This is a genomic window from Serratia sp. J2, assembly GCF_046269175.1.
GTDB lineage: Bacteria > Pseudomonadota > Gammaproteobacteria > Enterobacterales > Enterobacteriaceae > Chania > Chania fonticola_C.
Genome location: NZ_JBKABN010000004.1, coordinates 235,229 through 249,224 on the forward strand (window position 1 = coordinate 235,229; position 13,996 = coordinate 249,224).

Annotated in this window: 5 protein-coding genes; 4 read left to right on the plus strand and 1 reads right to left on the minus strand. The window is 49.8% G+C overall.

Going from position 1 to position 13,996, the window contains the following annotated elements; translation table 11 throughout:
* Positions 1 to 131 precede the first annotated feature (131 nt).
* On the minus strand, positions 132 to 2,942 hold the full coding sequence (gene dagR / locus ACKWMY_RS06395; protein ID WP_074028725.1) for a transcriptional regulator DagR: 2,811 nt from the start codon (positions 2,940 to 2,942) through the stop codon (positions 132 to 134).
* An 872-nt stretch (positions 2,943 to 3,814) separates the two neighbouring features.
* On the opposite strand from dagR, the gene ACKWMY_RS06400 reads away from it, so the two are divergent.
* From ACKWMY_RS06400 to ACKWMY_RS06415, 4 genes are read left to right on the plus strand one after another with little or no spacing between them, the layout of a single operon-like run.
* Positions 3,815 to 5,344, plus strand: coding sequence for a hypothetical protein (locus ACKWMY_RS06400; RefSeq protein ID WP_308870436.1), 1,530 nt, complete (start codon positions 3,815 to 3,817; stop codon positions 5,342 to 5,344).
* A gap of 20 nt (positions 5,345 to 5,364) precedes the next feature.
* On the plus strand, positions 5,365 to 5,805 hold the full coding sequence (locus ACKWMY_RS06405) for a toxin-activating lysine-acyltransferase (RefSeq protein WP_308870437.1): 441 nt from the start codon (positions 5,365 to 5,367) through the stop codon (positions 5,803 to 5,805).
* A gap of 26 nt (positions 5,806 to 5,831) precedes the next feature.
* Positions 5,832 to 9,656 carry an AMP-binding protein gene (locus ACKWMY_RS06410; protein ID WP_409486049.1) on the plus strand — a complete coding sequence of 1,275 codons (3,825 nt, stop codon included), beginning with the start codon at positions 5,832 to 5,834 and terminating at the stop codon, positions 9,654 to 9,656.
* Entirely contained in the window at positions 9,653 to 13,819 is a 4,167-nt protein-coding gene (locus tag ACKWMY_RS06415) for a non-ribosomal peptide synthetase (RefSeq protein ID WP_409486050.1), read from the plus strand. Before ACKWMY_RS06410 ends, ACKWMY_RS06415 begins: the two co-directional genes overlap by 4 nt.
* The last annotated feature ends 177 nt before the right edge of the window (positions 13,820 to 13,996 follow it).

Sequence of the window (13,996 nt, forward strand, 5' to 3'; positions counted from 1 at the left end):
CTCCTGGCAATCTATTGAAAGTCATTGAAAATTTCCGCTCCCTAGAGATATAGCAATGCCTGTGCCAACTTTGTGGCACGCCGGGAAGAGGTCAGTGGATAGTGGGCCATCAAGGCCCACCAGGGTGGGGTTTAGCGGTAGAGGAGCTCGTAGATATAAAAATATTCCGCATCAGACAGGCGGATAGAATAGGCACGTTCAATCGGCGAAAACGCGTCTTTGATGACAGAAAACGCCTGCTGGTCGATATCCTGCTGAGCATCCAGGGCAATCTGTAACGGTTTGTGGCTTAAAACGATACGCTCCACCATGCAACAGCAGTGGATCAGGAAGCGAAGTGTCACTTGCCTTGAGGGCTGTAGATCCAGTGTGCGGCAAATCTGATGCAACACCGCTTCGATCTCTTGCAGAATACGTTGGGGATTGAGCACGGAAATATGGTTGATGATGCTCTCCAGCGTCAGCGCGCTGATGAAGCGCATTGAACAACGCTCCACTTGCAGTTGGCGTTCGGCGCTGCCAAGGTCCGGGTTTAACAGGCTGAGCACCAGTTCCGGCCCCTGTTCGGAGAACAGCTCTTCCAACGCGATAAACGGGATATCCGGCAAACCGGGCTGGAAGGTGCCCACGATCCCCACCAGCCGCTCGTTACCGCCTATCGCCTGACGCAACCGCTCTAGGCTGCGCACTTCGTTGTAATCCACCAATACCATGCGGGTATCTTCCGCCATCAGCTCACCGAAGCTTTCCTCCAGCACTTTTTTGATCTTCACCGCCGTGCCCATCCCGGTGATACAGGAGATTGCCAACACCTTGCCGGTCTCATCTTCCCGCTGGTCGTAAAGCTGGTGGGCAATCCCTTTGCTGGCCATCAGTTCCATCAAGGGGACGAAATCACTGGTTTCATAGGTCAGATCCAACCCAATCTCCAGCAACGCCCCCATGGTGATGTTCTGGATCAGCAGCACATCGATATGGAACAGTTTGCTGACGGTGCTGGCAAAGTGCACCAACGAGCCGATATCCACAATCAGGATCAAACGCTGATAGCGTTTTTCCCGCAGTGTCGCGATCAGTAATTCCAATGTGTCATGCACCGACTGCTCGAACGGCATATCGATGGCGGTAAACAACTCACATTCCAGCACCCGATTGACATAGTGCGCCATGCTGCTGGCCGTGGTAGTACCGTGGCCGATCAACATGGCACCGCAGTCAGGGTTAACCTCCTTGCGCTGGCGGAAACTACGGCACTCCTTCAAAAACAGGCACAGGTAGACGATTTCCGTCGACGGGCACTGGATGTGGAAGATTTCATTGATTTTACGACATAGCTGGTTGGCGTTGTCGTACTCATCCTTGCAGTAATCCAGGATCAGGCTGGAGGAGTACAGGTTAGGGATTAGCCCTTTCTGCACATAGGAAAGCAGTGCCAGCAGGTGTTTACGCAGATGGCCGGCCATATTCTGTGGCAGCGGGAAACCCAACACCTGTTCAATGCAGCCGATTAACAGGGTGATGCGTTGCTCAACCTGGCCGCCATAATAGCGTTCCTCGCTTTCCCCTCCGTTGCGGCTGTACAACCCATATTCAAAAATGGTGCGTAGCTTGTTCTTCAGGATTGACAGGGTTTCCTGCGGCGGCACGTTGCTGTTGCGCAGGTTGACGTATTCGCGCGTCAGATAGGTGTAAAACAGATCGCTGTCCTGCTCGCTGCTCAAGGCGCTCAGATGCTGCTTGAGCTGCTCCATAGGCTGTGAGCTGATGTCCAGATACTCCTGCTGACCAAATAGCGCATCCACCAGCAGGCGGCTGCTTGCGCTGGCTGAGTGCGGTACGTCCATCAGCCGCTTATCCAGCAGCAACCTTGGGCTACTGTGTCCCATCCCACTGGCCCAAGCCTGGGCACAAAGGAATTGGATATCGCTTTTGAGTTGGCCGATGTTGCCGCTCAGTGGCTTCTCCAACAGATAGAGCAGTAATCCCTTATCCAGGCGGATAATACGGCCAATTTTGCGGCTCTCGAGCTGTAAGAAACCGGTAATGATTTCTACCTGTTCCTCCAGCGAGCGTTCCCGCAGCGCCGGTATGGCAATCGACACCTGAATACGCCGCAGGAAAGTGCGTAGCAGCGTTGAGTCTGGGCTTTCGGTGGTAGCACAAATCAGCCGTACGCTGATGGGGCGGGCTTTATCGCTTGAACCCAGTGGACGATATTCACCTTTATCGAGGATCGAAAACAGTTTCTCTTGCCCTTCGTAGGGCAAGCGATGAACTTCATCGAGCAACAGAAAGCCACCGTCCGCCTGTTCGATCAGGCCACGTTTGCTTTCGATCGCGCCGGTAAACGCGCCCTGTTTATGACCAAACAGATGGGACGAAAGCAGCTCCGGGTTATGGGCATACTCGGCACAGTTGAAATACACCAACGGGATTTGGCGCTGTGGCTGTTGCACCGTGGCGAATTGGTGCATCACCTCGGCAAAGAAGGTTTTCCCCACCCCGGAAGGCCCGGTAAGCAACACATGCAATCCACCGGGATAAAGCACCGCCGCCTTGCCCTTCTCTACTGACAGCCGCAGACTGCGGTCATAACCAATTACCGTATGAAAAGGGTCATCACTGGCTGGCTGCGGCAAGGCTTTGGCGGGTAATAGATCCAGCAAGTCTTTGGCTTCCAGCCTGTCATCTGGCAGCGACTGCTCAATCAACTGTTCGCAGACTGCCCTGTGCAAAAACAGCACGGGACGGGATTTAATCTTGATGACCAACCGATCACCGTGCAACTCGTTGAGATCTTTACTAACAGAGTTACGCGCCAATCCCAGGTTGAAAGCGATGGTTTCCGCGGCGAAACCGCCAGCACTTTGTTCCAGCGTTTCCCGGCTAAGCGTAAGGGTAAGACGTTCCAGCTCCTGGCGAACTGCATCTTTACGTTTCATTTTAACCTGTTGTTATTATTAATTATAAAGAAGAAAAAGACGGTAATTGGCAAGTTTACGGTCCATCTCGCCACAGGTCATCCTAATACAGGGGTGTGGAAGACGGCCACAGCGAAATGGAGTGTTGTGGCATTTGCAGGCAAAAAAACCAGGTTTCTGTCTGAGCCTTTGGACAACTTCAGCGACTTTTAAATGCGAAAAATTCAGGTAGCATGCGCCTTAACAAGTGATAGAGAGTTCCCCTAGCTATTCGACTTGCTATATTCCATGCACTCATGGAGTGATATTTACCCTTGAGGGAATGTTATTGCCATTGCTCCTTTCATCAGAACCCCAATCGTCAACAATTATAGATACTGATTATATTTAGAAGGATTACCCCTTCTTTCATCAATACAAAAAGCCAGCATTAACTACCTGCGGAAGCCCTTATGGTGGGATATACAATTTTCCAAGCGGACCTTGGGAATAATTATGGAAACATCTATTGACTTTTCAGTTTAATCGCTGTAGCTTTTTCATAAATGATTATCATTAGCATTTAATATTTTATACTATTGCAGCAAAAGAAAGTCATTAAATACGCGATTGGACTTATAACATCGGCAATTTATGGTTCTACAATGGCATCTTTTTTGTATGTCACCATTCACAAGGATGGAGTCTACATGAGAGCATTAACGGGCATTGAACTATCATTCCTCCATGATTATGAAGGTAATAACTCATATGATCCGACATCTTTTATTTTCGATATTACAAGCACAATAGGATAATCACCTACGGCAATTTCATTAGCAGTCGAATTTCAACAGAAACGGCTGCCTAGGTGTATTTTCAGATGATGGAAAAATGATAATAAGGAAATTAAAATGATCAGCCTCTCTGCACTTAATGAGTGTCTAGTTCCCTTTACGGCAAAAAAGATAGATACCCAACTACTTTGGAGCAATGTTTTAGACGATGATGAATTGGCAGAACTGAAAACGGCAGCCAGTTATCTTATCAAAGATAATAAACAGCATTCTCTTTTCGATACCTGCACCCCGCTTTTAGCAGATGAAAAATTATTTTATGCCGAACGCTACGGCGGAGGAGCTATCTCACGCAACGGCGGCGGTGCTCGCTGCGGTTTCGATGGTCGCTGGCAGGTTAAAGGCATCGGTGCCAATGCATTGGTCGGTAGAGGGTCCAAACAGGTCGATGGTGAACTAACGTTGACGGGGGCAGTGCTAGAAGCGCTATGGGGAAACTTAATGGCCAAGTTGCTTCCATATGGTGCTGTACCCAATAAAGCGATATTACTGGCTGACAATATCAGCGTTAAAAATGCGCCATCGGCGTCGTCAACGGTGCATGAGCGTCGGGCTTTATTGGTGCGCGAACCCGTGATTCGCCCCGCCCATTTTTGCCGCGCTCCGTACTACCAACCCCATGCAGCAATGCTCTCGCAGCCAGCGGATGCTATCCGAGTGGAGAAATTGATCGCGGTCGTTCCCTCTCTATTACCGCGCCCTTTGACGCTAGATGAAGAACAATGGCTTACGTTGCCGCAAGAAGAACGGGCCTTATATGGCCTTTGCGAACTGGCCCAACGTCTTGCTACCCAGATCGCCTATTGTCGCAGCCGTCATCTGGTGATGATGACATCGCCATCCAATTGCGATATGCAAGGTCGACTGCTCGATTTTCACGGCATGCGCAGCGTGTTTCCCGGTGAACGACAAGAGGCTGGCCGCAGCTATATTCAGCACAAAAAGCTGAACGAGGATGCGCCGTTACTGCTGCAAGGCGTACTGGATCTTGGCTTTTATCTGGCCAAGTACCGATTCGGCCCAGAATTTCTTGCTGCAACACAACAGGGTATTAATGCTTCTTTCAACTTCACCTATGGGCAGACTTGTTTGCTAGAGAACCTCGCAATAGCGGGTTTTGATAAAACGTTTTTACAAACTTTGATACTTACCGATGACTTGATAGCCTTCGGCGCTCGCCTGCAAAACATATTTGACTTGTCCGCTGGCATCTTCACCCAGCGGCAAGGTCTGGGCCAGGGAAATACGCATCCGGCTATCACCCTGCTACACCAGTTGGTCGACGCTTCCGCAAACGGCGTTTCTACACAAAATTCTGCGACAGTGGAGGAGCGATTCTCGCAAACTTTCCATCAGCTATGTGAGAAATATCTCCACGAATCGCGGTCAAAGGGCAAAAGCAGTACTGAACTGCATAAAGAGATGAAAGATACTGTCAGCAGGAGGCTGGGTTCTCGTGCCTTTATGAACCGTGAAACCATCTATCAGGAAATAGCAGGTTGGCACGGTGAAACAGATAAGATCACCGAACAATTGCAGACATACCAAATGCGCTTCGAGCGCCAGGCGATAAATGTGTTGCAATAATAAGTCTAAGGAGAGATTTAGTGAGCTTTGTCAAAGAAAACTGCCACGCTAGAAGTGAATTCAACCAATATGAAAACTTAGGTTTTGCCCTTAGTTGCATGCTGATGAATAGCAATTACAGTTTGTATCATGTCAAAACACTGCAACTATGGACTCAACAAGCCATCAATCAGAACCAGTTCAAGATCCTGTTCGATCATCTGGACAACCCTTTAGGATATATTACCTGGGCCTATTTTAGAGAAGATACATTGGCACGTTTCATCAGCGAACCATCATTCATCCCCCATAACTCCGAATGGAACGAAGGAGGGGCACTATGCATTTTGGACTTTTGTTGCCAACCTGGTAGTGCCCGACTGTGCATGGACTATCTTGCAGGCATAGCACCGATAATAGATAACGACACCGTTTTTTGGCGTGCAAAAAGATCCGGAAAGCTGATGGTTGTGAAAAAATAACAACGACAAAGTCGGGGGGAGGAGCCATGATCAAAAATAAATTACTGGATCCGCAGGTTGGGTTTTATTACGGCAACAAGGTCAGCAACGACAAGTCTATTTATAACATCGCTGAATATGTTGAAATAAGTCACCCGCTAGATATCGCGCGAATGAAGGACGCCATTGATTGGGTGTTCAGCCAAACGCCAACGCTTTATACAATGTTTGCAGAAGATAATGGGGTTCCTTATCAATGCACCACAGTGTGTAACGCTGTGGTGGAGTTAGTGGACCTATCGCATCATGGCGATAGCATGGCCGTTGCTCTTGCGCTAATGGAGGAAGATGCCGGGCAGCCATTTTTGTTGAATACACCACCACTATTCAGACAAAAAATCCTGTCGCTGGGTGAAAACCATTTTCTATGGTACTTCTGCAGTCATCATCTGCTGCTCGATGGCTATAGCGCCTATCTGCTGATTCATCAAGTCGCTGAAACCTACAGAAATTTGCCCTTGCAGCTACAGAGGTTATCCGAAACTCCGACACTCGATGAACTGCTCAAAGCAGAGTCCGAATACAAAATTTCAGCGGGCTATCAGGCGGACAAACAATTTTGGCATAAGACCTGTTCCCAGCTACCAGTCCCAACGACACTAGCTCGTACCAACATGCCGTCGGGGAGGGTTATCCGTCACACAGAGTCTTTTCTGTGCTCGGCTAGTCTCTTCTCACTGCAAACCAACCAGCCTTCCTGGATGGCGAGGATCCTGGCTGCTGTGATGGTCCATCTGTATTTTTGCACTGGCGAAAACGCACCGGTGATCGGCATCCCCATGATGGCGCGCAAGGGGCATCTTGCACGCCAAGCATTAACCTGCCAAACCAACGTACTCCCGCTGGCCATAGACATTAAAGAAACCACCACCGGGCTACAGTTGGCGCATGAAGTAGAGCGCAAACTTAAACAGATCAAAAAACATCAGGCATTTCGCTATGAAGAGATAAAAAGCATGCGGGGCAACGCCAGCCACTCGCCGTTGTTCAATATAGTGGTCAATATCATTCCCTTCGAGGCATCGGCTTCGTTTTCTCCCACGCAGCGCAGCGTAGTACGCAACATACGCTCGGGAGGCGCTCAGGATCTGGTATTCAATTTACGTCCCGATATCAATAGCCAGACACTTCGCTTGGAAATCGACGCCGACTCGGGGCTTTATGATCGAGCTAGCCTGGCACGACACAGCCTGGCGATACAAAAACTGTGCTCATTGCTGCACAGCGAACAAGAAAACGCCTCTGTTCGACAACTAAGGCAGCATTTCCCACTTTCTTTGTACGGTAAAGAACACGATAGCGATGTCGTTGATGTCATGCAACGCATTGAACGCACGGCTACTCATGCACCACAGAGCCTCGCTATTTGTACGCCGGAACATCCTTCAAAGTCTCTTAGGGAACTGTCTTACGCGCTTTTGCAGCAGCAAGTGATCATCTGGTCCAATTTGCTGGCCTCTGTCCGCTCAACAAATACGGCTCTGTTGATCGACCTACCCAAAGGGCCAGAGGCCGTGATCTTTATGCTGGCTTCACTGCAATTGAATATGCCGTTCGTTAATCTGAACTCGAACGCCGATGACGCAGAATATCGCCGTTTGCTAGAGCAATTTGACGATGCCATTTTGATAACCGAGCGCACGTTGAATCGCCATTCACTGCTCCGCGCCTCGTTCCACTGGCAAAGTTTGGCGCTGGCTGTACCAAAGGATTACACGCATTGCGCCCTTTTCCATCGTCGGATGCCTGCCAACAATACCGAGTTTCCCGCCGGGATCGGCTATATCATGTTTACATCCGGCACCACCGGGGTACCCAAAGGTGTTATCTGCGGCAGATGGGCGCTTAACGTTTTCACCGCCGCTGCAATCGAACGCTACAACATTGAAGCGCACGATCGCGTCTTGCAATTTGCTCCTTTGCATTTTGACGCCAGCATAGAAGAAATTTTTATGACGTTAGCAGTTGGCGCCAGTCTGTATATAGCTCCCGACGCCTCAGCGCACAGTTTTCCTGACTTGTTAGAATTCTGCGCAACGCATCGCCTTAGCCTGTTGGATCTCCCCACCGCCTATTTTAACGAGTTACTGTTTGCACTCGGAGGAGAACTGCAATTGCCGGCAACGGTCAAAACAGTGATCGTCGGAGGGGAAAGCCTTTCGGCGCGCGCCAAGGAGCTCTGGTTCTTACAGCCTCCCTGCGGTAGGCGGTTAATCAATACCTATGGCCCGACCGAGGCAACAGTGGTGGCTACAGCCGCAGAGGTCAAAAACGATGATGCCGCCATTACAATCGGCTCCCCGCTCAGCGGCGTATTCGTAGCGATCGTCGGCGAGAATCTCGCAACGGTTCCACTGGGGTGCAGCGGCGAACTGTTAATCGCCGGGGCTACTGTCTGCTTGGGGTACCTAAATCAGCCAGCACTGAGCGCGGAAAAATTCGTGACGATTGAGATGGGCGATCGACAAATACTCGCCTATCGCACCGGTGATATCGCCTGCTTGGATCAGGACCGGCAGCTATTATTCCTTGGGCGCAAAGTTCACGAAACAAAAATCGCAGGCAAGCGAGTCAACATGCGCGAAATAGAAGCTTGCATCGGCAGGCTCCCCGACGTTGTCGAAGTCGCCGTGTTGGCAAAAAGTGGCGACACTGGCGCAGTACTTTACGCGCATTATCACAGCCCGCAACCGCTGGATGAGCTTAGCCGACGCACGCTGTTCGGGATGCTGCCCAACTCGCACATTCCCAAAAGCTTCATACATCATCAAACGCCACTGGTAAAACTGCCTAACGGCAAGATCGATTATCGCACGCTTGAACGGCACTCCGTGGAATCAACGCTGAAAGATGAGTTGCACTCAACGACGTTCAACGCATTAGTCCAGGAAATTTGGCTGAGGACGTTGGGCAGTGAAGATGGCGATTTTTTCACTCTCGGCGGTGAGTCCTTGCAAGCGATAAAAATCATTAATGCACTTAACGTTTACTGTCAGTTCGATTTGAACCTGCGGGATATCTTTGAACACCCGAGCCTCGCAGAATTTTGCCAACATATTACACAGCTGGCACTCTCACGTTATGGGCTAAGTCAACACCATCTGGATATTCGCTGCGCCATCAGCCGCTGTCTATCCGTCAATGCGAACTCGTCGACAAGCCCCGTGCTGTTTTTCCAACAGCCCGAAGGCCCAGACGAACGCCGTTTGCTGGAGACCCTCCCCTCCGAACATAACGCGCGCATTCTCACATCGCAGGAAGATGCTCATTGCTATACAGGGCAATTGCTGGCCGCCGCAGTATTTAACGTGCCGGAAGCACCTCTGCAATATGCAAGCTGGCTCAACACCCTACCTCCATTGTTGCACGCACTGGCGGGGAAAGTGCAAAAAATGATCTTTCTGTGTAACGCTTCAAGCAGCACCAAGATCACGCAAGATCTATTGAACGGATACCGGCACGAAAAGCTGCTGTTGCTGCGCAAAGCCGATCACAGTCTTAGGTTCATCGATGATGGCTTAGTCGAACTGATCGCCCTTTCAGCACAGTTGGGATACTTTCCCCATATTCGATTTGATACCTCCAATGAGAGGCTGCGAGGTTGCGTATTTAAGAGTCTTGGCATCGACGATGGAGAGAGTACCGATCACCAAACCGCTTTCGCTGCGGTACAACAAAGGAACCCTGGGGTACAACTTTGCGACTTGTCTTACTGGCTCAATTTAATTGCCGCGAACAGCAAGCAGCAGCCATGTCATGGACGCAGTGACAAGCTAGACGTCCCCCCCCTTAGGGAAGGAGTGAGTTTATGAGCGTAGCAGGCCTTATACATCTGATGAAAATGGCAAAAAAAGGGGCCAACTTCGGCAAGCTATCGCCACAGCATCTGGAAATCGGCAATATCTCCGATGCCGAAATCAATGCCGCGCAACCAGACATAGCAGCATTTCTGTCTACATGCACACCGGCTAAATCCGCGCAGGACGAAGGGAAAAAACCGAACTATCTCGTCAACCGTTATGCGGGACAATACCTCTGGCTATACGAAAACTTCACGAAAAATAGCCCCATGTATAATATCCCGATAGCCAAGGAGATCATCGGAACCTTTGAGCCCGCACGCTTGATTTCCGCGTTGAAAAAAATGCTTAAACGTCATGCTGCGTTATGCGGCCACTATCAACTTGACGGTGAAAACATCGCCGTCGATATCGTTTCCCCCGATACGACCATTTTTGAACATTGCCTGCAAGATATCAACACGCTTGATGAAGAGGCGCAGCAAAACAGCGTGATGTCCGCTCTGGAAGCACAATGCAGCGTTCCGTTCAATCTTGGCGCAGAATTCCCACTGCGTTGCCGTATCCTGAGAAAAAACGCGCAGCACCACTATCTGTTTTTGACCTTCCACCATTGCATAGTGGATGGCTGGACTGCCAACTTACTGGTTGACGAACTCAGCAGTGACTACTGTTCTGATGAAGAACATCGTCCTCAGTATGACGACAGCCATGCTTTTTTCCGCTTCCTTGAAGATCCTTTTCTAACCGTCGCAAACGTTAATGAGAGCCTTGCGTTTTGGCTCGATGAGCTGCGCTATGCTCCGGAAAAACACTCATTGGGCTATGACATCGCCATTGCTGCAGCGGATAAAGCGCAAAACATCGTCAGAGAATCGCTGGCGGGCGATTTGCAGCAAGCTTTGGCGCAACAGGCTAAATTCGCCGGTACGTCACTGTTTACATTGCTACACACAGCCTTCGCTCTGCTGATCGCCAGGGAGTCGGTTTCGGAACGCGTGGTCATCGGCAGCCCTGTCGCCAACAGAAACGAACCGGCATTAAACTCTGCCGTCGGCAGTTTCGTTAACACTGTAGCTCATCAATTTCATATCACTACTGACGACAACTTCAGTACTTTATTGCAAAAATGTGCCGGTAAATTTGCCCACGCATTTAAGCATCAGGGACTGCCTTTCTCCTATTTGGTTGAACAATTGAAACCTGCACGCGGCAAATTTCATCCCATTTTCCAGATCATGTTCGTTTGCCAACATCGCAAAAACAACGAACTGATTTTTGGTTCAGCGCAGGTTGATACGCTGCCGAGAAATTATGCCCCGCCTAAATTTGATCTGGTGCTGGAAGTCATCTCCACCATGGACGGCATTCAATTTGAATGGCAATACAACGCCAAGCTGTTCGCACCTCAACGCATCAAAGCATTGTCGCAGGCTTACGCGCTACTGCTGGAGCAAATTTCACACGATCCCATGCAAGCCGTCGGCCGTTACTCCCTAACGCCAACTGACGATATCGCGCAATTGCGCAAGCTTTCTATGGGCGCGGAGATGCCGGAGTTTCTTCACCAAAACCTTTCGCAGCAGCTGTGGCGCGCCGGTAACGAACATGCAGCCCTGCCAGCATTGATCGAAGGTGAGCGCGTGTGGAACTACAATGAACTGCTGCATCATGCTAGTACAGTCGCATATTGGCTGGAAACTCATACTGTTCAGGAAGCACTGATCGCTATCGATCTCCCTCGCGGTGCGCTGCAGGCCATCGTGGCGCTCGGTATCCTTCTGTCAGGCCGCACTTATTTGCCTCTCGCAGAGGGACTGCCGGACGCACGCGTCGCTGACGTTATCCGGTTGTCGGGCTGCAATTGGGTTATCAATACCGCATCACATCGGCACTCTCGCTATCCGTTGGATACCCATTATCAGGATCTGGATACGATATTTTCCACATTCCACTTGCATGATGAATTTCATTTCACTCCAGGGAAAGCGCATGATCTCGCTTATGTCATTTACACCTCGGGGACAACAGGAACGCCGAAAGGCGTGGCAATCGAGCATGGTGCCGTCACCAACACCCTGTTAACTATGAACTGGCTGTTCCATGTTTCTCCTCGGGACAACATATTAGCCATCGCGGATTTGGCTTTCGACCTGTCGGTTTACGACCTATTCGGCAGTTGGCTAGCGGGTGCCACGGTCATCAGTTTGTCGGCGCAAGACGCAAAAGAACCAGCCTCATGGCTGATCGCAATACGGCAAAACCAGATTAGCATCTGGAACTCTGTCCCCGCCATATTGCAAATGCTGCTGCAATATTGTGAGCAGGAAAACATCGCTTCCTTGCCTGAATTGCGACAAATCTGGTTGAGCGGAGATCGGATTTCGCCACGGTTGATCGCACAAGCGCACAGACTATGTCCCAACGCGTGCATCACCAGCTTGGGCGGTGCGACTGAAGGGGCGATCTGGTCGATCTATCATCCTCTTACGCGAGATACACAATACAGAAAAGCAATACCTTATGGTGTAGCTCTGCCCAACCAGAACATGTGGATATTGGATGAAAATCATAAGCCGTGCGGCTATGGCGCAACAGGTGATATCTATATCGGTGGCACTGGGGTAGCACGCGAATATTGGCGCGATCGGCAAACCACCTCCGACAGTTTTATTGCGTGCTCAGAGCTCGGTGGCCGTCTGTACCGCACAGGCGATCGCGGTCGTTGGAATCGCTGCGGCTATATCGAATTTCTTGGCCGCGAAGACCAACAGGTTAAATTACAAGGATTCCGTGTTGAACTGGGCGATATCGAGTTCGTTATTAAAAACAACGCACTGGTTTCGGAAGCATGCGTAGTATGCTGCAACGATCCAGACAGTGGCATACGTCACCTAGAAGCTTATATAGTATTGACGCCAGAGGGAAAATCGAGTGCGCAAGCGGAAGTGCAACTGCGAGAACATGTGGCCTCCGCGCTACCTGCCTATATGGCGCCAACGCGATACCACGTGATCGAACACTTCCCACTCTCCCGCAATGGGAAATTGGATCGTTCATTATTATCCTCGAAAGATGCTCTATTACAGGCACAACCTGGCCCCATCTCTCCAACGATCACGGCTGAGTTGCAGCATCTACAAATGCTACTGGCAGAAACGCTGGGTTGCGAGCCCAATCAGATAGATCCCAACGCTAATTTCTTCGGCAATGGCGGCAGTTCGCTGTCCGGCATTACCTTCTTGGGGAAAATTAAGCGAGCCTTAAACGTCGAACTGACGCTGGCGGAAATTCTTGGCTACCAACAGTTAACGTCTCTTGCCGAACGCATTCATCAGAATAGCCCGTTAGCGCTGTCGGTACTGTCCGAGACGGTAAACAGTCCTTCACTGCCTACACTGTATTTGGTACATGGTGCTGGTGGACAAATTCACCAATACAGCAGATTGATACAGAAGTTGTCTCCTTATGCCAACGTCAGAACGATCGCCAGTCCGGGATTGGCGGGGCCAGGAGACAGCGTCTCCGTGACCATGCAGCAGTTGGCTGCCGCGCATTTAGCTAGCATTCCACAAAGCGAACGTGCATCGGCAGTGATCGCAGGTTGGTCGTTGGGCGGTCAATTAGCCATCCATATGGCGGCCTTAGCCACACAGCAAGGCGAGTCATTTGCGCATGCTGTCGTCATCGACAGCAGTTTACCGTCGTCGTCCCCGTCGAAGAAACGTCACTTTAGCGTCGCACAGTGTTATCTAAACCTTTTCGATTCTCTCGGTATAGCTCGTCGTTTATACCAGCCTGGAAAAACGCCACCTCAGAGCAATGCTATCGACGAAGTCAGGGGGCACTTCGTTTTGAATCAGTCTGTCCTTGCTGAAAAAATTACGCTTGAGCATGCTGAAGCCTTTTGTTTGGCGATAAAAAAATCGTTCGAACTGACTGATAGCGCAGGTGAACTACCGAAACTCAACATTCCGTTGACGTTATGGCTTAACCAGGAACGATTACGTAAACAACCCGACCTTTCACAGAAGTGGAGAGCACAATCATCTCATAATGTTAGTATCACCTGTTGCGCAGAAACGCATTACAACATTCTTGACAGCACATTGCTTCATAATATGTTGAAATCTCTATTGCTCAATTTGCAATGTCTGATAGAAAAAATGCGATAGAGAATATACCAAATATTTAGCAGCTATTTTTATTTTACACATTTGGTTTTCAACATTATCAAATACTATCTTATAACAGGAGGTGTACCAAAAAAAATTAATCCTATCCGCATCTGATTTTGCTTGGTTTTTGCTTAATTAGATAAAATCGAACATTCGATATATCTAATCCTTATG